This window comes from Streptomyces sp. NPDC054047 (assembly GCF_055585065.1).
Window position 1 is genome coordinate 220,049 of sequence record NZ_JBVJKV010000012.1, and the last position, 22,491, is coordinate 242,539.

The following is a 22,491-nucleotide window of genomic DNA, read 5'->3' on the forward strand; positions in this document are numbered from 1 at the left end:
CGCCTCGTGCCAACCGCTTGCCCTCACCCCGCTGGGCACCAAGCCCGGGATACCGGCTCCGGCCACGGCTCACGCCCCCGGCCCACGGCAGCGGTGCCCCGGCAGCCTGCGGCGCCGCCTGGTCCCCGCCCGCCCGCCCCCTCCTAGCCGGGTGTCGAGCCTTCCGGGGGAGTGGTGTGGTCGATCGGGGCTCGGGGCGTTGCTGTGGCAGCAGTGCCCCGGTGCCGTGCCGCCTCGGCCCACCCACCTGCCCTCACCGAGCTGGGCACCCGCGCCCGGTCATCGGCTCCGGCCATGGTTTGCGCCTCCCGGGCCTGCGGCAGCGGTGCCCCGGCAGCCTGCGGTGCTGCCTGGTCCCCACCCACCCGCCCCCTCCTAGCTGGGTGTCTCCCCGGCCGTGGGGCCGGACGTGGCACTGGTGCGCCCTGCTGTCAGGCGTCCGGCGTGCCGGGCCCGGACTCGGGGTGCTGACCCGTGGCAGCGGTGTCCCGGCATCCTGCGGCGGCGCCTCGCCTCCACCCACCCGCCCCCTCCTGGCCGGGTGCCTGGACCCCGGCTCCACCCGCCCGGTAGGGCAGCCGGTTGGGGCTGTGGCTGGGGCAGTTGGGGTTCGGTAGCGGCAGGTTGGTGTCCCTGGGGTGTGATGGCGCCCCGGACCTTTGCTTTGGTGCGTTGGGTGCCGGGGCCGCCCGGTTGTCCCTAGGTTGGCGGTTCCGGGACGGGAGTCAAGGGCGCTCCTGCGTCGCGTCGGCTGCGCCGATTCCGCTGCGCTCCACCCTTGACACCCGTCCCTCCACCGCGCGAGGGAAGACGACCGGACGGCCCGAGGGGCGGGACTCTCGACCACTCCCGCAGGGCCGTGGGGTCTCACTGCCGGGTGCGGACCGGATCTTCTGGGGTGGCCGCAAGGGTGTGTGGTGCGCGGTCGCCCCGGGGATCGGTGCCGGTCTCGTCAAGCGGCTGACCACCGGACCTGCTCGGTCACCGGACGGGTCCTTCACCGCCGGGCATGCATGCGGCCGGTCGTGCAGTCCGCGTGGTGTGGCGCACCTACTTTGGAAAGTTGTGTTCTGGCAGGGAGGGGGCGCACGTGTTGCTGGATGCGCCTTCTCGGAATTAGGTGCCGGGCCCCGGCGGCTGGCTTCCCTCGTCGCGGCATGGTCCGGTCCAGGTTCGACGTAGCAGGGCAATCGGCTGGGTGGGCGGGAAAGCTTGTTCGTGCAGTGTGGCTGGGGGTAATCGGGTGGCCGTCCTGAGGAGTGGCGTTCGGGCAGGTCAGGCGGTGGGTGTCGGATCCGGGTCGGACCGGAGGCGGCCTTGACGGCCCCGGCATGCGGACGCCGTTTGCGTACAGCAGTGAAATGGCTCCACAATCCTGACGTGGTCTACTACCTTGGACGGGGTAGTTCAGGTGAGTGGACTAGTCGAGGCTGGAGTAGTGGAAGGGTTGGCTGTGGACGCGTCGAAGAGTGCTCAGGAGGCGGCACCCGGCGGGCGCTGGGGTGCCCTCGGGCCCGTCGGGCTGGTGCTCGCGGGCGGGGTCTCCGTCCAGTTCGGCGGGGCCATCGCCGTGAGCGTGATGCCCAAGGCCGGAGCCCTCGGCATCGTGACCCTGCGGCTCGCCTTCGCCGCGCTGGTGTTGATGATCGTGTGCCGGCCGAAGGTGCGGGGGTACTCGCGGGCCGACTGGGGGACCGTGGTCGCTTTTGGGGTGGCCATGGCTGGGATGAATGGGCTTTTTTATCAGTCCGTCGCTCGGATTCCCATGGGGCCCGCCGTCACCCTTGAGGTGCTCGGGCCGCTTGCCCTGTCCGTTTTCGCCTCGCGGCGTGCCGTGAATCTCGTCTGGGCCGGGCTCGCCCTCTGCGGCGTCTTCCTGCTGGGCGGCGGGGGCGGGTTCAGCGGGCTCGATCCCGTCGGTGTCGCCTACGCCCTCGGCGCCGGTGTCATGTGGGCCACGTACATCCTCTTCAGCGCCCGCACGGGACGCCGCTTCCCGCAGGCCGACGGGCTCGCCCTCGCGATGGTCGTCGCCGCCGTCCTCTTCCTGCCGCTCGGGCTCATCGAGTCCGGCGAGAAGCTCGTCCGGCCCGAGGTGCTCGCGCTCGGCGCGGCCGTCGCCGTGATGTCCTCCGTGCTGCCGTACACCCTCGAACTGCTCGCCCTGCGGCGCCTGCCCGCCTCCACCTTCGCGATCATGATGAGCCTGGAGCCCGCCATCGCGGCCGTCGCCGGGTTCCTCGTACTGAATCAAGCCCTTTCCGTGAACGAGGCCCTGGCCATCTCGCTGGTCATCGCCGCCAGCATGGGCGCCGTGCGGACCCAGGTCGGGCGCGGTCGGGCCCGTAAGTCCGGGGATGTCGTCTCGGGGGCCACCCCGGATGCCGTGCTGGCCCCGGCCGAGGACGCCGAGGACGCCGAGGACGCCGAGGGCGCCGAGGGCGCCGAGCGGCCCGTCCCGGAGACGTCCGGAAAGTAATGCAAGCACGCTTGCTTGTTTCCTCGAGCGCTGCCATGCTCCGGGGCACACCGCCGTGCCCCGAGGGGAGCGCTCCGTGTCCGAAGCTGTGCCCGTACTCGACGATCTGCGCCGTGAGAGCGAGGAACTCGACCAGCTGGTAGAGGGGTTGGGTGATCAGGAGTGGGCGTGGCCCACCCCCGCCGCCGGGTGGACCATCGCCCATCAGATCGCCCATCTCGCCTGGACCGACCGGGCCGCCCTGATCGCCGTCACCGACGCCGACGCCTTCGGGCGGCTGGTCGAAGAGGCTCTCGCGGCTCCCGAGTCGTTCGTCGACGACGGGGCCGATGAGGGGGCCGCGCTGCCGCCCGGTGAGCTGCTCACCCGGTGGCGCGAAGGCCGCGAGGGCTTGTTGAAAGCCCTGACCGCCGCCCCGCGCGGCACCCGCTTCCCCTGGTACGGGCCGCCCATGTCCGCCACCTCCATGGCCACCGCCCGGCTGATGGAGACCTGGGCCCACGGCCAGGACGTCGCCGATGCCCTGGGTGTCGTGCGGGTGCCCACGGATCGGTTGCGGCACGTCGCCCATATCGGGGTGCGGGCCCGGGACTTCTCGTTCGGTGTACGGGGATTGAGTGCGCCGGCAGGGGTATTTCGGGTTGAGCTGGTGTTGCCCTCGGGGGAGTCGTGGGTCAGCGGGCCCGACGATGCCGAGCAGCGCGTCACCGGGGACGCGCTCGACTTCTGTCTTCTCGTCACGCAGCGCGCCCACCGCGACGACCTCGCCCTGCGCGCGGAAGGCCCCGACGCCGAGCGGTGGCTGGGCATCGCGCAGGCCTTCGCGGGGCCGCCGGGGGCGGGGCGGCCCGCCAAGGGGAGCGGCCGATGACCGGCCGGGGAGGGGCGGCGGGGGTTCCGCCGCTGCGGATCGGCAATGCCTCCGGGTTCTACGGCGACCGCTTCGACGCCATGCGCGACATGCTCACCGGCGGCCCGCTCGACGTCCTCACCGGCGACTACCTCGCCGAGCTGACCATGCTGATCCTCGGGCGCGACCGGCTCAAGGACCCCGCGCGCGGCTATGCGAAGACCTACCTGCGACAGCTGGAGGAGTGCCTGGGGCTCGCCCTGGAGCGGGGCGTCAAGCTCGTCGCCAACGCCGGTGGGCTCAATCCCGGTGGACTCGCCGATGTCGTGCGGGAGTTGGCCGACCGGTTGGGGCTCGGGGTGCGGGTCGCCCATGTGGAGGGTGATGACCTCGGGGGGCGTTTTCCTGATGCGCTCACCGCCAACGCCTATCTCGGCGGCTCCGGGATCGCCGCCTGTCTGCGCGCCGGTGCCGACGTCGTCGTCACCGGGCGCGTGACCGACGCCGCCCTCGTCGGCGGGCCCGCCGCCGCGCACTTCGGGTGGGGGGACGGTGACCACGACCGGCTCGCCGGTGCCGTCGTCGCCGGGCACATCCTCGAATGCGGGACGCAGGCCACCGGCGGCAACTACGCCTTCTTCGCCCGGCACGAGCGGCGTGAGCTGCGGCGGCCCGGCTTTCCGCTCGCCGAGATCCACGCGGACGGGTCCAGCGTCATCACCAAGCACGACGGCACCGGCGGCTTCGTCGACGTCGGCACGGTCACCGCGCAGCTGCTGTACGAGACCTCCGGCGCCCGGTACGCCGGGCCCGACGTCACCGCCCGGCTCGACACCGTCACCCTCACGCAGGAGGGGCCCGACCGGGTCCGCGTGTCCGGGGTGCGGGGCGAGGCCCCGCCGCCGACCCTCAAGGTGGGGCTGAACCGGCTCGGCGGCTTCCGCAACGAAGTCGTCTTCGTCCTCACCGGGCTCGACGTGGAGGCCAAGGCCGAGCTGGTGCGGGACCAGGTCGAGGACGCGCTGGGGCGGTCGAAGTCGCGGCCGCAGGAGGTGCGGTGGGAGCTTGTTCGCGCCGACCGGGCCGATGCCGCGAGCGAGGAAGGCGCCTCCGCCCTGCTGCGGCTCGTCGTGCGCGACCCGCAGCAGGAACCCGTCGGCCGCGCCCTGAGCGGCGCCGCGATCGAGCTGGCCCTCGGCAGCTACCCGGGCTTCCACGTGACGGCGCCCCCGGGCAAGGGCGCGCCCTACGGAGTCTTCGAAGCCGCGTACGTCGATCGCGGCACCGTCGAGCACATCGCCGTACTGCCCGGCGGCGAGCGGCTCACGGTCCAGGAGCCCCGCGACACCCGCGCACTCGAACCTCTCGAAGCGCTCGAAGCACCCGGAGAGGCCCTGCCCGCGCCCCTCCCGCCAGGCCCCACCCGCCGCGCGCCCCTCGGCCTCGTCGCCGGGGCCCGCAGCGGCGACAAGGGCGGGGACGCGAACGTCGGCGTCTGGGTGTGCACGGACGACGCCTGGCGGTGGCTCGCCCATGAGCTGACCGTCGAGCGGTTCCGCGAACTCATCCCGGAGGCGGCGGAGTTGACCGTCGTACGCCATGTCCTGCCGAACCTGCGGGCCCTGAACTTCGTCGTCGTGGGGATTCTTGGCGCCGGCGTCGCGTCCCAGGCCCGCTTCGACCCGCAGGCCAAAGGGCTCGGCGAGTGGCTGCGCGCCCGCCACCTCGACATGCCCGCCGCGCTCCTCGAAGCGGCTGAAGCGGTCGCACCGACTGGAGCCGAAGTGACCGATCCGACGACGGAGGTACACCCGTGACCGTCCTCGCGTCCGCGCTCGACCCCGCGAGCGCCGAGTACGCCGAGCACCGCGAGGCCATGCTCGGCAAGCTCGCCGAGCTGGACACCGAGCAGGCCAAGGCCCTGGAGGGCGGCGGCGAGAAGTACGTCGCCCGGCACCGGGGGCGCGGCAAGCTGCTCGCCCGGGAGCGGATCGAGCTGCTCCTCGACCCCGATACGCCGTTCCTGGAGCTGTCGCCGCTCGCCGCCTGGGGGAGCGACTACCCCGTCGGCGGATCGATGGTCACCGGCATCGGTGTCGTCGAGGGCGTCGAGTGCCTGATCACCGCCAACGACCCGACCGTGCGCGGCGGGGCCAGCAACCCGTGGACCCTGAAGAAGGCCTTCCGCGCCCACGAGATCGGGCACGCGAACCGGCTGCCGTCCCTCCACCTCGTGGAGTCCGGGGGCGCCGATCTCCCGTCCCAGAAGGAGATCTTCATTCCGGGCGGTGCGCTCTTCAAGCACCTCACCCAGTCGTCGGCCGCCGGGATTCCGACCGTCGCCGTCGTCTTCGGCAATTCGACTGCGGGTGGCGCCTACGTACCCGGCATGAGCGACCACGTGATCATGGTCAAGGAGCGCGCCAAGGTCTTCCTCGGCGGTCCGCCGCTGGTGAAGATGGCCACCGGCGAGGAGAGCGACGACGAGTCGCTCGGCGGCGCCGAGATGCACGCCCGCACCTCCGGCCTCGCGGACTACCTCGCCGAGGACGAGCGCGACGCGCTGCGCCAGGCCCGGCGGGTCGTCAAGCGGCTCAACTGGCGCAAGGCGTACGCCGATCCGGCCGTGGTCGTCGAGCCGCCGAAGTACGACGAGGACGAGCTGCTCGGCATCGTGCCGGGCGACCTGAAGGTGCCCTTCGACCCGCGCGAGGTCATCGCCCGCATCGTCGACGGCTCGGACTTCGACGAGTTCAAGCCGCTGTACGGGTCGAGCCTGACGACCGGGTGGGCCTCGCTGCACGGCTATCCCATCGGCATCCTCGCCAACGCGCAGGGTGTGCTCTTCAGCGAGGAGTCCCAGAAGGCCGCCCAGTTCATCCAGTTGGCCAATCAGCGCGACATCCCGCTGCTCTTCCTGCACAACACCACCGGCTACATGGTCGGCAAGGAGTACGAGCAGGGCGGCATCATCAAGCACGGCGCGATGATGATCAACGCCGTGTCGAACTCGCGGGTTCCGCATCTGAGCGTCCTGATGGGCGCCTCGTACGGAGCGGGGCACTACGGCATGTGCGGGCGCGCCTTCGATCCGCGCTTCCTCTTCGCCTGGCCCAGCTCCAAGTCCGCCGTCATGGGCCCGCAGCAGCTTGCGGGGGTCCTGTCGATCGTGGCCCGCGCCTCGGCCGCCGCCAAGGGGCAGCCCTACGACGACGATGCCGACGCCGGTCTGCGCGCCATGGTGGAGCAGCAGATCGAGTCGGAGTCGCTGCCGATGTTCCTCTCGGGCCGGCTCTACGACGACGGGGTCATCGACCCCCGCGACACCCGCACGGTCCTCGGCCTGTGCCTGTCCGCGATCCACACCGCCCCCTACGAGGGCGCGCGCGGTGGCTTCGGCGTCTTTCGGATGTGAGGACCCCATGACGAATCCCCTGACGACCCCCATGACCAATCCCCTGACCAGCTCCCTGACGAGTTCCCCGGCGAACCCCGCGGCCGGGCCCACGGCCGGTCCCGTGACCATCAGTACGCTCCTCGTCGCCAACCGCGGCGAGATCGCCTGCCGCGTCTTCCGCACCTGCCGCGACCTCGGCATCGCCACCGTGGCGGTGTACTCCGACGCCGACGCGGACGCCCTGCACGTCCGCGAGGCGGACTCCGCCGTGCGGCTTCCCGGGTCCGCCCCCGCCGACACCTACCTGCGCGGCGAGCTCATCGTGAAGGCCGCGCAGGCGGCCGGCGCGGACGCCGTCCACCCCGGCTACGGCTTCCTCTCCGAGAACGCCGACTTCGCGCGCGCCGTCCTGGACGCGGGGCTCGTGTGGATCGGGCCGCCGCCCGAGGCGATCGAGTCCATGGCCTCCAAGACGCGCGCCAAGGAGCTCATGGGCATCGCGCCGATGGGCCTGGACGACGTCACCGAAGGCGATCTGCCGGTCCTGGTGAAGGCGGCGGCCGGTGGCGGCGGGCGCGGCATGCGTGTCGTACGTGAACTGGACGCCCTGAACGGTGAGTTGGCCGCCGCGCGCGCGGAGGCCGCCAGTGCCTTCGGGGACGGCGAAGTCTTCGTCGAGCCCTATCTGGAGGGCGGGCGGCACGTCGAGGTGCAGATCATGGCCGACGCCTACGGCACCGTCTGGGCGCTCGGCACGCGGGACTGCACGCTCCAGCGCAGGCACCAGAAGGTCATCGAGGAGTCCCCGGCGCCGGGCCTCGCCCCGGATCTTGTCGAGGAACTGCACACGCAGGCCGTGCGGGCGGCGCGCGTGACCGCCTATCGCGGGGCGGGCACGGTGGAGTTCCTGGTCGCGGGCGACCGGGCGCACTTCCTGGAGATGAACACCCGGCTACAGGTCGAACACCCCGTCACGGAGGCCGTGTTCGGGATCGACCTCGTGGCGCTGCAGATCCAGGTCGCGGAGGGCGCACGGCTCCCGGAGGAGCCGCCCGCCGCGAGCGGCCACGCCGTCGAGGCCCGTCTCTACGCCGAGGACCCGGCAGCACAGTGGGCCCCGCAGACCGGCACCCTGCACCGGCTCTCCGTGCCGGGCGTGCGGCTCGACACGGGGTACGGGGACGGCGACACGATCGGCGTGCACTACGACCCGATGCTGGCCAAGGCCATCGCGTACGCACCCACGCGCACGCAGGCCCTGCGCGGCCTCGCGGGCGCGCTTGAGCGTGCGGTGGTCCACGGGCCCGTCACCAACCGGGAGTTGCTCGTACGGTCCCTGCGGCACCCGGAGTTCGTCGAGGCCCGCATGGACACGGGCTTCTACGGCCGGTACCTCACCGGACTCGCCGCCCCCGCGCCCGACCCGCACGCCCCGCTGGCCGCCGCGCTCGCCGACGCGCACGGGCGCTCGCGGTTCGGCGGCTTCCGCAACCTCGCCTCGCAGCCGCAGGTCAAGCTCTTGCGGAGCGAGCCGGACGGCGTCGAGCACGAGGTGCGCTACCGGCACACGCGCGAGGGACTGACCGCCGAAGGGGTGCGGGTGCTCTCCGTGTCCGGCGAGCTGGTCGTGCTCGAAGTCGACGGCGTGCGGCGGCAGTTCGCCGTGCGGCGCTACGGCGACGATCGCGTGTACGTCGGCAACACCGCCCTCACCCCGCTCCCGCTGCTCCCCGAGCCCGTCACCAGGCAGTCGCCGGGCTCCCTGCTCGCCCCGATGCCCGGCACCGTCGTGCGCCTGGCCGAAGGGCTCGCCGAGGGGGCGCGGGTCACCGCCGGGCAGCCCCTCATCTGGCTGGAGGCCATGAAGATGGAGCACCGCATCTCCGCTCCCGCCTCCGGCACGCTCACCGCCCTGCACGCCGCTCCCGGCCGCCAGGTCGAGGTCGGCGCGCTGCTCGCAGTCGTAGACGTCGTAGACGCCGTACAGGAGGAGCAATCCGTATGAGCACCGTCCTCGAAACCGAAGAGCACCAGGCCCTGCGCGCGGCCGTCGCCGCACTCGGCAAGCGCTATGGCCGCGACTACCTCACCCGCGTCGTCCAGGAGGAGGGCCACCCCGACGAACTGTGGGCCGACGCGGCCAAGCTCGGCTACCTGGGCGTGAACCTGCCCGAGGAGTACGGCGGCGGAGGCGGCGGCATAGCCGAACTGTCCATCGTCCTGGAGGAGTTGGGTGCGGCGGGCTGCCCGCTCCTGATGATGGTGGTTTCCCCCGCGATCTGCGGCACCGTCATCGCCCGCTTCGGCACCGAGGAGCAGAAGCGGGCCTGGCTGCCCGGCCTCGCCGACGGCACCCGCACCATGGCGTTCGGCATCACCGAGCCCGACGCGGGCTCCAACTCCCACCGGATCACCACGACCGCACGCAAGGACAGTGCGAGCGGCGACTGGCTCCTGACCGGTCGCAAGGTGTTCATCTCGGGCGTCGACATCGCCGACGCGACCCTCATCGTGGGCCGTACGGAGGACGCACGGACCGGCAACCTCAAGCCCTGCCTCTTCATCGTCCCGCGCGAGACCGAGGGCTTCCAGCGGCGGCGGATCGAGATGGAACTCCAGTCGGCGGAGAAGCAGTTCGAGCTGACCCTGGACGACGTACGGCTGCCCCCCGAAGCCCTGGTGGGCGACGAGGACGCCGGACTGCTCCAGCTCTTCGCCGGGCTCAACCCCGAGCGGATCATGACGGCGGCGTTCTCGCTCGGCATGGCGCGTTACGCCCTCTCCCGGGCCGTCGGCTACGCCAAGGAACGCAGCGTGTGGAAGAGCCCGATCGGCGCCCACCAGGCCATCGCGCACCCTCTCGCGCAGTCCCACATCGACATCGAACTGGCCCGCCTGATGATGCAGAAGGCCGCCCGGCTCTACGACGAGGGCGACGACATGGGCGCGGGCGAGGCCGCCAACATGGCCAAGCTCGCGGCGGCCGACGCGTGCGTGAAGGCCGTCGACCAGTCGGTGCACACGCTGGGCGGCAACGGCCTGACGAAGGAGTTCGGTCTCGCGTCGCTGATCGTGGCGTCACGGGTGGCGCGGATCGCGCCCGTGAGCCGGGAGATGATCCTCAACTACGTGTCGCACCAGACGCTGGGCCTGCCCAAGTCGTACTGACCCACGCCGTCGACCTACGGAGTTCGCATGGGACTTGTGTACGCGCCCCCGGAGCGCGGCATCGTGACGCTCACCCTGGACAACCCCGCCAACCGCAACGCCCTCTCGGCGGGGCTGCTGCGAGGGGTGGCGGAGGCGCTGGAGGACTGCGGCAAGGACCCCGACGTGCGCGCGGTCGTCCTCACGCACGCCGGCTCGACGTTCTGCTCGGGCGCCGATCTGCGGGAGCCGCCGGACCCGGCCGTCTTCGTGGGGCTGCTCCGGCAGATCGTGGAGCTGCCGAAGCCGGTGGTGGCGCGGGTGGACGGGCATGTGCGGGCGGGCGGGCTCGGCCTGCTCGGCGTGTGCGACCTGGCGGTCGCGGGGCCGGGGGCGTCGTTCGCGCTGACGGAGGTACGGATCGGGGTGGCGCCCGCGGTGATCTCCATGCCGTTGCTTGCCCGCCTCGATCCGAGCGCGGCATCCCGCTACTTCCTCACCGGGGAGCGGTTCGGCGGGGCGGAGGCGGCGCGGATCGGACTGGTGACGGCGGCGGGGGACGACGTGGACGCGGAGCTCGCGCCTCTCCTCGAAGGGCTGCGGAAGGGGGCGCCGCAGGCCCTGGCCGAGACGAAGAAGCTGCTCACGGCTAGGGTGCTCGACGCATTCGACCACCACACGGACTCCCTCATCGCCCTGTCCGCGCGGCTCTTCGCCTCGGCGGAGGCGCGGGAGGGGATGGGGGCGTTCCTCGACCGACGGGAGTGCCCATGGGTGCTGTGACCTCGGCTGATCGCGCCGACCGCGCCGATCGCTCGCCCAAGCAGGACCGCAGCCGTGCGACGCGGCAGCGGCTCCTGGAGGCCGCGGTGGCGTGTCTCGCCGAGAGCGGCTGGGCGGGGTCCACGGTGTCCGTGGTCGCCGAGCGGGCCGGTGTCTCGCGGGGCGCGGCCCAGCACCACTTCCCCACCCGGGAGGACCTCTTCACGGCGGCGGTGGAGTACGTGGCCGAGCAGCGGTCCACGGCCCTGCGGGAACTCCCGGCGCAGGACCGCGCCTCGGTGGTCGCCGCCCTGGTCGACCTCTACACGGGTCCGCTCTTCCGGGCGGCGCTGCACCTGTGGGTGGCGGCGTCCAACGAGCCCCAGCTGGGGACGCGGGTGACGGAGCTCGAGGCGCGGGTGGGGCGTGAGACGCACCGGATAGCGGTGGAACTCCTGGACGCCGACGAGTCCGTCCCCGGTGTCCGGGAGACCATCCAGGGCCTCCTGGACATGGCCCGCGGCCTGGGCCTGGCCAATCTCCTGACGGACGACGGAGGGCGCAGGGAGCGGGTGGTGGCGCAGTGGACGGTGCTGGTGGAGGGCGCGCTGCGCTGAATTTCCCCAACCCCGCCGCTTCCCGGCTGTGACATGTGCGGCTCCGCCGCGGGCCGCTCGGCGCGGGGGCCTTGGTGGCCGTCATCACCGGCTTCGCCGAGTTCGTCCTCAAACGCCGGCCGGGCTATGTTAGCCCGGCCGGCGTTTGAGGCCATCTTGTACGGGGTGGGGAAATCCCTCAGCGCGCGATGTCCCCGTACCCCTCGACATCCCGGGGGTCCCGCGTGCCGGGGCCCACGTAGCGGGCCGAGGGGCGGACCAGGCGGCCCGTCCGCTTCTGCTCGAGGATGTGCGCCGACCAGCCCGCCGTCCGCGCGCAGGTGAACATCGACGTGAACATGTGCGCCGGCACCTCGGCGAAGTCGAGGACGATCGCCGCCCAGAACTCCACGTTGGTGGCCAGGACGCGGTCGGGCCGGCGGGCGTGCAGCTCGTCGAGGGCCGCCTTCTCCAGCGCCTCGGCCACCTCGAAGCGAGGGGCGCCCAGCTCACGCGCCGTACGGCGCAGGACCCGCGCGCGCGGGTCCTCGGCCCGGTAGACCCGGTGACCGAAGCCCATCAGCCGCTCGCCCTTGTCCAGCGCCTGCTTCACGTACGCGACCGCGTCCCCCGTCCGCTCGATCTCCTCGATCATGCCGAGGACCCGGGAGGGGGCGCCGCCGTGCAGCGGGCCGGACATCGCGCCGACCGCGCCCGAAAGCGCCGCCGCGACGTCCGCGCCCGTGGACGCGATGACCCGCGCCGTGAACGTGGACGCGTTCATGCCGTGCTCGGCGGCCGACGTCCAGTACGCGTCGACGGCCTGGACGTGCTTGGGGTCGGGCTCGCCGCGCCAGCGCTTCATGAAGCGCTCGACGACCGTGTCGGCCTTGTCGATCTCGCGCTGCGGCACCATCGGCAGGCCCTGGCCGCGGGCGGACTGGGCGACGTACGAGAGGGCCATGACGGCGGCCCGTGCGAGGTCGTCGCGGGCTTCCTGCTCGCTGATGTCCAGGAGCGGCTTCAGGCCCCACACGGGGGCGAGCATCGCGAGCGCGGACTGCACGTCGACGCGGATGTCACCGGAGTGCACCGGGATCGGGAACGGCTCGGCGGGCGGCAGGCCGGGGTTGAAGGCGCCGTCGACCAGCAGGCCCCAGACGTTGCCGAAGGAGACGTGGCCGACCAGATCCTCGATGTCGACGCCGCGATAGCGAAGCGCGCCGCCTTCCTTATCCGGTTCGGCGATCTCCGTCTCGAACGCGATGACTCCCTCAAGTCCGGGTACGAAGTCGGACATCAGGCGGCTCCTCGTGATGTGTACGACAGATGGTGGTGACAGACAGCTCGTGACCATGTGTCAGAAGTGGGCATGTCCGGTCCGGTTCCGCGGTCTGCCGGTGCGCTGACGGCTGCCGGTCTTCGACTCGCGGTCCGGATCGGTCATCCCGGTGATGCCCCGTGCGGCTGGTGGTCACCCAACCGATACGGCAGCGGAACGATATCCCTTGGTGCCACCCTTGGCGATGGTATGCGGCACTCAGTGCCACACGTCACCTCTCCGTGGTGCGGGACGGCCCGCCGGACGCCCCTTCGTATACGGCAAGATGACCGCGTGACCGATCGAGCCGCCGCCTCTGCATCAGCCTCCGCACCAGCCTCCTCATCCGCCGCTCCCGTGTCCGACCCTGCCGCCATACGCGCGCAGTACGGCGTGGACGGGCTCGTCGAGTCGGAGCTGCCCGCCACGCCCGTCGAGCTCTTCTCGCTCTGGTTCACGCAGGCGCTGGCCGCGGCCGACGCGGGCGTGCTCCACGAGCCGAACGCCATGGTCGTCTCGACGGTGGACGCCGAGGGCCGCCCCAGCTCGCGCACGGTCCTGCTCAAGGGCTACGACGAACGCGGCTTCGTCTTCTTCACCAACTACGAGTCCCGCAAGGCCCGTGAACTGGCCGGGAACCCGAACATCGCGCTGCTCTTCCCCTGGCACCCGATGGCCCGCCAGGTCATCGTCACGGGCACGGCGCGGCGCGTGGCCCGCGAGGAGACCGTGGCGTACTTCCGCACCCGCCCGCACGGCTCCCAGCTCGGCGCCTGGGCCAGCGCCCAGTCGTCGGTCATCGCCACGCGCGACGAACTGGACCGCGCGTACGCCGACTTGGCGGCGCGCTATCCGGAGGGTGAGCAGGTGCCCGCGCCGCCGCACTGGGGCGGCTTCCGGGTCGAGCCGCGGAGCGTGGAGTTCTGGCAGGGCAGGGCGAACCGCCTGCACGACCGGCTGCGCTACGCACACGGCGAGCGGGAGAGCTGGACCGTGGAGCGCCTCAGCCCGTGACCGCTGCCGGGCGGCCCTAGCCCGTCAGGACTCCGTCCAGAAACGGCTGGATCGCCTCGCGCCAGGCCTCCGGCTGGTCGTAGTGCACCAGGTGGCCCGCGTCGGCCACCTCCGCGTACGCCCCGCGGGGCAGCACCCGGACCATTTCCTGGGACTCGGCACGGCCCAGCTCGCCGTCCAGGCCGCGGACGACCAGGGCGGGGCACTGGACCTGGGTCAGGTCCTCCCAGTGGGCGTCGTACACCCACGTCTCGCGGGACTTCAGCATCTGGTCGCGGTCGAAGACGGGGCGCCAGCCGTCGGGGCCCTCGGTCATCACCTCGGCGAAGAACTCGCCGCGCGACGGATTGGGCCGCTCGACCCAGGGATCGTCCTCGCCGAACCACTTCCGTACGTCGGCGAGCGTGGCGAAGGGCACGGGCCAGGCCTTGAACCAGTCCTCCCACTCGCGCTGCGAGGCCGCGCCGAGTGCGGAGGCCCGCATGTCGCAGATGATCAGGGCGCGGACGAGGTCGGGGCGCTTCGCGGCGAGCTGCCAGGCGGTGAGCGCTCCCATGGAGTGGCCGATGAGGACGGCGGGGGCGAGGCCGAGCTGGACGAGCGCGGCCTCGGCGTCGTCCACGTAGGCATCGCGGGTGAAGGGGCCCTCGGGGGGCTTGTCGCTCTGCCCGTGCGCGCGCTGGTCGAGTGCGACCGCGCGATGTCGCTCGGCGAGCCAGCGGGCGGTGCCCGCCCAGTGCGATGCCCGGCCCATCAAGCCGTGCAGTAAGAGCACGCCTCCCGGCGGGCCGTCGGTCTCCCTGGACTTGGGAGGATCGGCGAACTCCCAGGCCGCGAGGCGTACGCCGCCCGCGCCCGTCACGTCAATGCGCCGCACCATGATTCCTGGCACCCCCCTTGAATCCGCTCGGGCTGAACGCCTGGTTCTGTCACGCACCCCCGCACGCTATCGAACTCTTTTTCGAAAGCGGCCAGATCGCCGGCAACACCCCTCGTTCGAGTGACCACGCTCAAGGATTGGCCGTCGCTGCCGAGGGGAGATCTTCATCGGGAGGCGGGCCGCTCGGGGATGACGGTCCGAGGGGGATGACCCTGGGAGCTCGGGGCTCCGGGTCAGAACAGGGGAGGACAGGCCCCGGCGCTCAAGGGCGCCGGGGCCCTCCGCACGCACCGGACATGCCGACGCGCACCGCTCGCGCACACGCTCCCGCTCACCAGATGGGCACATCCTCCTGCCCCCTCCCACGGCCGTGGCGGCCAGACCCGGCGCCGACATGGTCAAGAGCCCTCAGGTCATATGCCTCTCGCGACAGCCTGGCACGCAAAACGTCCGGGCGCTGCGATTCCGCACACTGAATCTTGGACCCCATTCGATCCCGGAGTCTTCACAACTGTCCAGCAGGCACCGCTAGTTGACGCGAACTCCCGGTAACGGGAGCCGGATTCCGCCGTTGCCCGGGGGTGCGGGCGCCGGCGCCCGGTCCTGCGACCTCAGCGCTTGGCGACGAAGACGTGCGAAGCGACGTCCGTGTCCAGCTCCGCGGCCTCACCGCTGCTGCCCACGAGCACGCCGCCCGCGGACTCCGTCACGCTCACCACGGAGCCGGGCTGCACGCCCGCGCGCCGCAGCGTGTACATCAGCTGGGCGTCCGTCTGGATCGGCTCGCCGATGCGGCGCACCACGACGGTCTTGCCCTCCGCGCCGGGGTCGAGATCGGCGAGGGAGACCATGCCCTCGTCCAGGAACGGGTCGGCCCCGTCCTTCTCGCCCAGCTCCTCCAGGCCCGGGATCGGGTTGCCGTACGGAGACTCGGTGGGGTGGCGCAGGAGCTCCAGGACGCGGCGCTCCACCGCCTCGCTCATCACGTGCTCCCAGCGACACGCCTCCGCGTGGACCTGCTCCCACTCCAGGCCGATCACGTCGACCAGGAGACACTCCGCGAGGCGGTGCTTGCGCATCACGCGGGTGGCGAGCCTGCGGCCCTCCTCGGTCAGCTCCAGGTGCCGGTCGCTCGCGACCGCCACCAGGCCGTCGCGCTCCATGCGCGCGACCGTCTGGCTCACCGTCGGCCCGCTCTGGTCGAGACGCTCGGCGATCCGGGCGCGCATGGGGACCACACCTTCCTCCTCCAGCTCGAGGATGGTGCGCAAATACATCTCAGTGGTGTCAATAAGCCCCGACATGGGTGCCCCTCAGATTTCTCTCGTGCGGCCGGCCCTGACGTCAATTCTGACGCATACCACTGACAACCGGATCGCGCCGTGGAAAATCCCGGCCATGGCGGCCTCGACGGGGTGCTCGGGCCGTATTGACAGGGCACTGGTCCAGACCGCACCGTGATCCGCGGCACACGGGAAATACGTGCAGGAAATACGTACACGACATACGTACCCGGAAAGGTTCCTCGGCGCATGGGCTCGAAGAGCGAGAGCAAGCTGGCCGGTCAGTACATCGACGCCGCGATCGGCCTGCTCGGGCGGGTGCGCGACGAGGAGGGCGGGAACGTCGACGCGGCGGGCACGCTGCTCGCCGACGCGGTCGAGGCGGGCGGCAGGCTCTTCGCATTCGGCGCCGGGCACTCCTCGCTCGCCGCCCAGGACGTCGTCTACCGCGCGGGCGGCCTCGCCCTGATGAACCTCCTCGCCGTCCCCGGGGTCGTCGGCATCGACGTCATGCCCGCCACGCTCGGCTCGGCCCTGGAGCGCGTCGACGGCCTCGCGGGCGCCGTCCTGGACTCCTCGCCGGCCCGCCCCGGTGACGTACTGGTGATCATCTCGCTCTCCGGGCGCAACTCGCTGCCCGTGGAGATGGCGATGAACGCCCGCGCGCTCGGCCTGAAGGTCATCGGCGTGACGTCGGTGGCGTACGCGACGGAGACGAAGTCGCGGCACGTGTCCGGCACCTTCCTGAAGGACCACTGCGACGTCGTGATCGACTCCAAGATCGCCCTCGGTGACGCGGAGCTCAGCCTCGACTCGGTGGACGCGCCCTTCGGGCCCGCCTCCAGCGTCGTCACGAACGCGATCATGCAGGCGATGATGGCGACGGCCGTCGAGGCTCTGGCGGGGCGGGGGATCCAGCCCCCGCTGCTGCGGTCGGGGAACGTGGACGGCGGGCACGACTGGAACGGCAAGGTGTTCGAGGAGTACGGAGACCGGATCTTCTACCGCCGATGAGCTCTGCCGCCGCTGAGCTCTGCCGCTCCTGAGTTCTACCGCCCTGAGCTCTACCGCCCCTGAGGTCCCTGTGGCCCCGTGGGGAAGCGCACCCGCACGCTGAGCCCTCCCCCCTCCCCGTTCGCCTCCGCGGTCGTCTGCGCCCCGTGTGCGCGGGCGATCGCGTCGACGATGGACAGGCCGAGGCCCGCGCCCTCCCCGCGCGCGTGGGTACGTTCCCGAAGGCGCCGGAAGGGCTCGAAGAGGTGCGGGACGGTGTCCGGCGGGACGACGGGCCCGGTGTTGGTGACCTCGATGCCGTCCGGCCCCGTGCGCACCTCCACCCGGCCGCCCTTGACGTTGTAGTGCACGGCGTTCGCCACCAGGTTGTGCACCAGGCGGTCCAGGAGCACCCCGTCGCCGTGCACGGTGAGCGGCTCGGCGCGCAGGTGGAGCGTGACGTCCCGCTCGGCGGCCAGGCCCGCGAGCCCTTCCGCCACCGCGTCGGCGACGACGTCCACGGCGATGGGCTCACGCCGCTCCAGCCCCCGCTCCGACGTGGCCAGGAGCAGCAGCCCCTCGATCAGCCGCTCGCTGTCGTCGGCCACGGAGATCAGTTTCGTACGGATGCGGGCCACCTGCCGCGCGTCGGGCTCACCGGCGAGACCGATCTCGGCGGCGGCCCGCTGGACCGCGAGCGGGGTGCGCAGCTCGTGCGCGGCGTTGGCGGCGAACCGCTGCTGCGCGCTGACCAGTTGTTCTATCCGCCCGAGCATCTCGTCGAAGGTGTCGGCCAGCTGCTTCAGCTCGCCGGGCGGGGCGTCGAGCGCGATCCGCTCGTGCAGGTTCTCGCCGGACAGGCGCCGCGCGGTGCCGGTGATCACGGACACCGGGTGCAGGACGCGGCCCGCCATCCACCAGGCCAGCAGGATGGAGAGCGCCGCGTACGCGAACAGCACGATGACGGAGACGGTGAGCAGCCGGCTCAGGGCCGCCTGCTCGGCGACATCGCTGATCTTCGTGACGGCGAGCCCCTGCGTGATGTCGGTGGCCGTGACGCCGTCGGCGGGCAACGCCCTGGCGACCGAAGCCGACGGGGCCGGGGTGGGCATCCGCCAGGGCGGGCTCAGCCGCCGGGCGGGGACGGCGGTGGTGACGGCGGTGCTGATCGAGGAGTACAGACCCTGCCGTACGAGGAAGTAGACGAGCCCGGTGAGCAGCCCGCCCGCGAGGACGAGCATGCCGCCGTAGAGGGCGGTGAGACGGGCCCGCTCGCTGCCGAGGCCGCCGAAGCGGAAGCCACGGCCTCCGGAGCGCCCCTTGCCGGAGTGCCCCTTACCGGCGCGCCCCGTGCCGGAGTGCTCCTCGTCGAAGCGCCCCTTTCCGGAGCGCCCCTTTCCGAGGCGCCCCTTTCCGAGGCGCCTCACGCCGACCAGCCCGTGATCCGGTAGCCCGCGCCCGGGACCGTCTCCACCACCGGCGGGTCGCCCAGCTTGGTGCGGAGTTTGGAGAGGGTGACGCGGACCGCGTTCGTGCGGTAGCTGGTGTCCTCCTCCCAGACCTGTTCGATCAGGTCGTCGCCGCTGACCACCGCGCCCTCCGCCCGCAGCAGCGCCTCCAGGACCGCGAACTCCTTGCGGGAGAGCGCCAGATGGCGGCCGTCGCGGCTGGCCTGGCGGCGGGCCGTGTCCAGGACCAGACCCGCGCGTTCGATCACCGGCGGCAGCGCGGGGCGCGTGCGGCGGCCGAGGGCCAGGACGCGGGCGAGGAGTTCGTCGTACGCGAAGGGCTTGGTCAGGTAGTCGTCGGCGCCCAGACCCAGGCCCGCCACCCGGTCGCGGACCGTGGCCGACGCCGTCAGCATCAGGACGCGGGTGAGCAGGCGTTGGCCCACCACCCTGCGGCACACCTCGTCGCCGTGCAGGCCCGGCAGGTCCCGGTCCAGGACCACGACGTCGTACTCGCCGAGCTGGAGCTTGCGCAGCGCCGTCAGACCGTCGGCCGCGACGTCGACCGCGAGCGCGTCGCGGCGCAGCCCGTCGGCGATCATCTCGGCCAGGAATTCCTCGTCCTCCACCAGCAGTACGCGCATGCGGCCCTGTGTACCTGAAGTGCACCTTTCGTCGGTGTAAGCGTCTCCGTTGAGAGAAACGAAACCCCCCTTCCCGCGAGCCTGTGCGCGACGACGTGACAACGCGACCACGCGACCACGCGACCAGTGAAGGGGACGTCATGAGGACTCGTACGCGCTCAGGAGCCATCGCATCGGGGTTCGCCGCACTCGCCCTGTTCGCCGGGGCCTGCTCGTCCGGCGGCGGCGACAGCAGCCAGGACAAGGCCGACGGAGGCAAGGGCAAGCAGGCCGACGCCGCCTTCAAGGAGCGCGAGTGCCTGCGCAAGCACGGCCTCAAGGTGCCCGAGCCCAAGGCGGGCGAGGACACCCGAGGGATCACCATCGGCGGCGACCTGAGCAAGGAGAAGATGGAGGCCGCCATGAAGGAGTGCACCGGCAAGAACGGCAGGTCGGGCGGCGGATCGGTCTCGCAGGCCGACAAGGACAAGATGCTCAAGTACGCCCGCTGCATGCGCGAGAACGGCTTCGACATGCCCGACCCGAAGTTCGACGGCGGCGCGATGGAGGCACAGAAGATTCCCAAGGGCGCCGAGGCGAAGAAGATGGAGAAGGCCGCCGAGGCGTGCAAGGACATCGTCGCGTGAGGCGCCGCACCGCCGTCGTCGCCACCGTCGTGGCCCTGCTCGCCGTCACCGGCGGCGGCGTCGCCGTCACCGCGCTCGCCGACAACGGCAAGGACACGTCGGTGAGCCAGGACACGGGACTCCCGCCCGCCACCGCCCCCGTCGAACGCGGCGACCTCAGCAGCGGCACCCAGACCGACGGCACCCTCGGCTACGCCAAGGAACGCAAGATCAACGCGGGCACCACCGGAACCCTGACGTGGTCCACGGGCAGTGGTTCGACCGTCACACGCGACGGACGCCTGTACGAGGTCAACGGCGTCCCGGTGCGTCTCATGTACGGCACCGAACCCATGTACCGCACGCTCAAGACGGGCGACGAGGGCAACGACGTACGGCAGCTGGAAGAGAACCTCCAGGCGCTCGGGTACGGGGCCGGGCTCGCCGTCGACGAGGCGTACACGGCGGGTACGGCCGCCGCCGTCAAGCAGTGGCAGAAGGCGCACGACGAGAAGCAGACGGGCCGCGTCGGGCCCGGCCAGATCGCCTTCTCGCCGGGCGGCGTCCGCGTGAAGTCCACCGACTCGGCCGTCGGCGACCAGGTGGCACCGGGCAGACCGGTGCTCGGCACGACCGGTTCCGAACGCGTCGTACGTTTCCGGCTCGACGTCGCCGAGGGGAAGCTCGCCAAGGTGGGCACCAAGGTCACCGTGGACCTGCCGGACGGCACGACGGCCAAGGGCGAGGTCGCCTCCGTCGGCAGGACCGCCAAGCCGGGCGACGACCCGGCCGACAAGACCCCCAAGATCCCGGTGACGGTGTCCTTCGACGACCCCGGCAAGGTCGACGGCTTCGACCAGTCCCCGGTCACGGTCAACCTCACCGGAGAGACCCGCGAGGACGTCCTCTCCGTCCCCGTCAACGCGCTGCTCGCGCTGCCCGGCGGCGGCTACGGCGTCCAGGTCGTGGAGAACGGCCGCGCCCGCCAGGTGAAGGTCCAGCTCGGCATGTTCGGGCAGGGGCGCGTCGAGGTCACCGGGGGCGGCTTGCGGGACGGCATGAAGGTCGGGGTGCCCAAGATATGAGCGCCGTCGTGGAGTTGGGCGGGGTCACCAAGGAGTACCCGGGCGGGGTCGCCGCCCTGCGCGGCGTGGACCTGAGGGTGGAGGAGGGCGAACTCCTCGCCATCGTCGGCCCGTCCGGGTCCGGCAAGTCGACGCTGCTGCACATCATCGGCACCCTGGACCGCCCATCGGAGGGCTCGGTGGCGATCGCCGGACACGATGTCGCCACGCTCGCCGACCGCAGCCTCTCCGCGCTGCGCGCACGGCACATCGGCTTCGTCTTCCAGGCGTTCCACCTGGTGCCGGGGATCAGCGCGCGGGACAACGTGGCGGAGGGGCTCCTGTACTCGGGCCTCTCGCGGGGCGAGCGTCGCGCGCGGGCCGCCGAAGCCCTCGACCGGGTCGGCCTCGCGGACCGCATGAGGCACCGCCCGCACGAACTCTCCGGCGGCCAGAAGCAGCGCGTGGCCATCGCGCGCGCGGTGGTCGGGGCGCCGGACCTGCTCCTGGCGGACGAACCGACCGGGGCGTTGGACTCGGCGTCCGGCGAGGCGGTGATGGAGCTGCTCCACGATCTCAACGCGGAGGGCGCGACCATCGCCGTCATCACGCACGACGCGGAGATCGCGGAGCGGCTGCCGCGGCAGGTGCGGATCCGGGACGGGCGGGTGGTGGCGGACGTCCGCGCCGCGGCCGGCTCCGGCTCCGGCGCCGGAACCGGTGCCGGTTCGGGGGTGCTCGCCGGATGATCCGTACGAAGAAGATCAGGAGTACGCGGCTGAAGGCGGCGCGGCTCGGGCCGCGGGACGTCCTGCACGTCGGCTCGGCGGGGCTGCGCAGCCGTCCCGTGCGGGTCGTGCTGTCCGCGCTCGGGATCGCGATAGGCATCGCCACGATGATCGCGGTGGTAGGCATCTCGTCGTCGAGCAAGGCCCAACTCATGCGGGAGTTGGATGAACTGGGCACGAACATGCTGGTGGCATCGCCGGGGGAGCCCATGTTCTCCGGCGAGAAGGTGGTGCTCCCGCGCGACGCGGCGGGCCGGGTCTCCCGGGTGAAGGGCGTCCAGGACGTCGGCGCGACCGGCGACCTCGAACGCAGCGTGCGGCGCAGCGAGAAGATCCCCGAGGACGAGACCGGCGGCATCTCCGTCAAGGCCACGACCGAGGGCCTCCTGAAGGTGCTGCGCGGCGAGATGGGGCACGGCACGTGGTTCAACGCGGCCAACAGCCGCTACCCGTCGATCGTCCTCGGCCATGTCGCCGCCGACCGCCTCGGCATCACGGAGCCGGGCCAGCAGGTCTGGGTGGACGACCGGTACTTCACGGTCGTCGGCATCCTCGACCCGCTGCCGCTCTCGCCCGACGTGGAGCGCTCGGCCCTGGTGGGCTGGGAGGCGGCGCAGAGCGAGCTGGGCTTCGACGGCCGTCCGACGTCGGTGTACGAGCGGTCGACCGACGCCTCGGTGCACGAGGTCCGGGACCTGCTCGCGGCCTCGATCGACCCGGAGAACCCGCGCAACGTCCAGGTGACGGACCCGTCGTCGGCGCTCAAGGCGAAGGCGGCGACGGAGGGGGCGTTCTCCACGCTGCTGCTCGGCCTCGGCGGGATCGCGCTGCTGGTGGGAGGGGTCGGAGTAGCCAACACCATGATCATCTCGGTCCTGGAGAGGCGGTACGAGATAGGCCTGCGGCGCTCGATGGGCGCGACGAAGGGGCAGATCCGGATCCAGTTCGTGACGGAGTCCCTGATGCTGTCCGGGCTCGGCGGCCTGGCCGGGATCGCGCTCGGCGCGGCGGCGACGGGCGCGTACGCGGTCTCGGGCGGGCTCCCCTGGGTCGTCCCGCTGTGGGCGGTGAGCGGGGGCTTCGGCGCGACGCTGGTGATCGGTACGGTGGCGGGCCTGTACCCGGCGGTACGGGCGGCGAGGCTCTCCCCAACACTGGCACTGCACGCGGCCTAGCCGGCCGGGCTGGCGGTGTTTGGGGCCCTGCGTGGCCCCCTTGCC

Annotated in this window: 19 protein-coding genes; 14 read left to right on the top strand and 5 right to left on the bottom strand. The window is 72.1% G+C overall.

What is annotated here, in order from left to right; all coding sequences use genetic code 11:
• The first annotated feature begins 1,453 nt into the window (after positions 1 to 1,453).
• The 8 genes from ACZ6ZP_RS35045 (at position 1,454) to ACZ6ZP_RS35080 (ending at position 11,252) form a co-directional block, all read left to right on the top strand.
• The gene (locus ACZ6ZP_RS35045; RefSeq protein WP_469409823.1) at positions 1,454 to 2,479 is read left to right on the top strand and encodes an EamA family transporter; all 1,026 of its coding nucleotides are present in this window, start codon (positions 1,454 to 1,456) and stop codon (positions 2,477 to 2,479) included.
• A gap of 76 nt (positions 2,480 to 2,555) precedes the next feature.
• On the top strand, positions 2,556 to 3,350 hold the full coding sequence (locus tag ACZ6ZP_RS35050; protein ID WP_469409825.1) for a TIGR03084 family metal-binding protein: 795 nt from the start codon (positions 2,556 to 2,558) through the stop codon (positions 3,348 to 3,350).
• Positions 3,347 to 5,146: an acyclic terpene utilization AtuA family protein gene (locus tag ACZ6ZP_RS35055; RefSeq protein ID WP_469409827.1), complete on the top strand. Its 1,800-nt coding sequence runs from the start codon at positions 3,347 to 3,349 to the stop codon at positions 5,144 to 5,146. The genes ACZ6ZP_RS35050 and ACZ6ZP_RS35055 overlap by 4 nt, the downstream gene beginning before the upstream one ends.
• The gene (locus tag ACZ6ZP_RS35060; protein ID WP_469409829.1) at positions 5,143 to 6,744 is read left to right on the top strand and encodes an acyl-CoA carboxylase subunit beta; all 1,602 of its coding nucleotides are present in this window, start codon (positions 5,143 to 5,145) and stop codon (positions 6,742 to 6,744) included. The genes ACZ6ZP_RS35055 and ACZ6ZP_RS35060 overlap by 4 nt, the downstream gene beginning before the upstream one ends.
• 7 nt (positions 6,745 to 6,751) lie before the next feature.
• Entirely contained in the window at positions 6,752 to 8,731 is a 1,980-nt protein-coding gene (locus tag ACZ6ZP_RS35065; RefSeq protein ID WP_469409831.1) for an acetyl/propionyl/methylcrotonyl-CoA carboxylase subunit alpha, read from the top strand.
• Positions 8,728 to 9,894: an acyl-CoA dehydrogenase family protein gene (locus tag ACZ6ZP_RS35070; protein WP_351162637.1), complete on the top strand. Its 1,167-nt coding sequence runs from the start codon at positions 8,728 to 8,730 to the stop codon at positions 9,892 to 9,894. Before ACZ6ZP_RS35065 ends, ACZ6ZP_RS35070 begins: the two co-directional genes overlap by 4 nt.
• 27 nt (positions 9,895 to 9,921) lie before the next feature.
• Positions 9,922 to 10,656 (top strand): enoyl-CoA hydratase family protein, encoded by a 735-nt coding sequence (locus ACZ6ZP_RS35075; protein ID WP_469409835.1) that lies wholly within the window; start codon positions 9,922 to 9,924, stop codon positions 10,654 to 10,656.
• Positions 10,644 to 11,252: a TetR/AcrR family transcriptional regulator gene (locus tag ACZ6ZP_RS35080; protein WP_351162641.1), complete on the top strand. Its 609-nt coding sequence runs from the start codon at positions 10,644 to 10,646 to the stop codon at positions 11,250 to 11,252. Before ACZ6ZP_RS35075 ends, ACZ6ZP_RS35080 begins: the two co-directional genes overlap by 13 nt.
• Before the next feature lie 178 nt (positions 11,253 to 11,430).
• On the opposite strand, the gene ACZ6ZP_RS35085 is transcribed toward ACZ6ZP_RS35080, so the two are convergent.
• Complete coding sequence (locus ACZ6ZP_RS35085) at positions 11,431 to 12,531, bottom strand: citrate synthase 2 (protein WP_351162643.1); 1,101 nt, start codon at positions 12,529 to 12,531, stop codon at positions 11,431 to 11,433.
• A 378-nt stretch (positions 12,532 to 12,909) separates the two neighbouring features.
• On the opposite strand from ACZ6ZP_RS35085, the gene pdxH reads away from it, so the two are divergent.
• Complete coding sequence (pdxH, locus tag ACZ6ZP_RS35090; RefSeq protein ID WP_351162645.1) at positions 12,910 to 13,566, top strand: pyridoxamine 5'-phosphate oxidase; 657 nt, start codon at positions 12,910 to 12,912, stop codon at positions 13,564 to 13,566.
• Positions 13,567 to 13,582: 16 nt separating this feature from the next.
• On the opposite strand, the gene ACZ6ZP_RS35095 is transcribed toward pdxH, so the two are convergent.
• Both ACZ6ZP_RS35095 and ACZ6ZP_RS35100 read right to left on the bottom strand, forming a co-directional pair.
• Positions 13,583 to 14,446 carry an alpha/beta fold hydrolase gene (locus ACZ6ZP_RS35095; protein ID WP_351162647.1) on the bottom strand — a complete coding sequence of 288 codons (864 nt, stop codon included), beginning with the start codon at positions 14,444 to 14,446 and terminating at the stop codon, positions 13,583 to 13,585.
• A gap of 611 nt (positions 14,447 to 15,057) precedes the next feature.
• Positions 15,058 to 15,750 carry a metal-dependent transcriptional regulator gene (locus tag ACZ6ZP_RS35100; protein WP_351162649.1) on the bottom strand — a complete coding sequence of 231 codons (693 nt, stop codon included), beginning with the start codon at positions 15,748 to 15,750 and terminating at the stop codon, positions 15,058 to 15,060.
• Positions 15,751 to 15,978: 228 nt separating this feature from the next.
• Between ACZ6ZP_RS35100 and ACZ6ZP_RS35105 the strand changes: the two genes are divergently transcribed.
• Positions 15,979 to 16,743 (top strand): SIS domain-containing protein, encoded by a 765-nt coding sequence (locus ACZ6ZP_RS35105; protein ID WP_351162651.1) that lies wholly within the window; start codon positions 15,979 to 15,981, stop codon positions 16,741 to 16,743.
• A 50-nt stretch (positions 16,744 to 16,793) separates the two neighbouring features.
• On the opposite strand, the gene ACZ6ZP_RS35110 is transcribed toward ACZ6ZP_RS35105, so the two are convergent.
• Positions 16,794 to 17,963: a sensor histidine kinase gene (locus tag ACZ6ZP_RS35110; protein ID WP_366462335.1), complete on the bottom strand. Its 1,170-nt coding sequence runs from the start codon at positions 17,961 to 17,963 to the stop codon at positions 16,794 to 16,796.
• Positions 17,964 to 18,145: 182 nt separating this feature from the next.
• Complete coding sequence (locus ACZ6ZP_RS35115) at positions 18,146 to 18,814, bottom strand: response regulator transcription factor (RefSeq protein ID WP_351162653.1); 669 nt, start codon at positions 18,812 to 18,814, stop codon at positions 18,146 to 18,148.
• Between the two features lie 140 nt (positions 18,815 to 18,954).
• Here ACZ6ZP_RS35115 and ACZ6ZP_RS35120 point away from each other — a divergent pair, with 140 nt between their 5' ends.
• From ACZ6ZP_RS35120 to ACZ6ZP_RS35135, 4 genes are read left to right on the top strand one after another with little or no spacing between them, the layout of a single operon-like run.
• Positions 18,955 to 19,440: a hypothetical protein gene (locus tag ACZ6ZP_RS35120; protein ID WP_361466106.1), complete on the top strand. Its 486-nt coding sequence runs from the start codon at positions 18,955 to 18,957 to the stop codon at positions 19,438 to 19,440.
• Positions 19,437 to 20,504, top strand: a complete 1,068-nt coding sequence (locus tag ACZ6ZP_RS35125) for a peptidoglycan-binding protein (protein WP_469409841.1) — start codon at positions 19,437 to 19,439, stop codon at positions 20,502 to 20,504. Before ACZ6ZP_RS35120 ends, ACZ6ZP_RS35125 begins: the two co-directional genes overlap by 4 nt.
• Complete coding sequence (locus tag ACZ6ZP_RS35130) at positions 20,501 to 21,232, top strand: ABC transporter ATP-binding protein (RefSeq protein ID WP_399981305.1); 732 nt, start codon at positions 20,501 to 20,503, stop codon at positions 21,230 to 21,232. The genes ACZ6ZP_RS35125 and ACZ6ZP_RS35130 overlap by 4 nt, the downstream gene beginning before the upstream one ends.
• Complete coding sequence (locus ACZ6ZP_RS35135; protein WP_351162661.1) at positions 21,229 to 22,446, top strand: ABC transporter permease; 1,218 nt, start codon at positions 21,229 to 21,231, stop codon at positions 22,444 to 22,446. Before ACZ6ZP_RS35130 ends, ACZ6ZP_RS35135 begins: the two co-directional genes overlap by 4 nt.
• Positions 22,447 to 22,491: the final 45 nt, after the last annotated feature.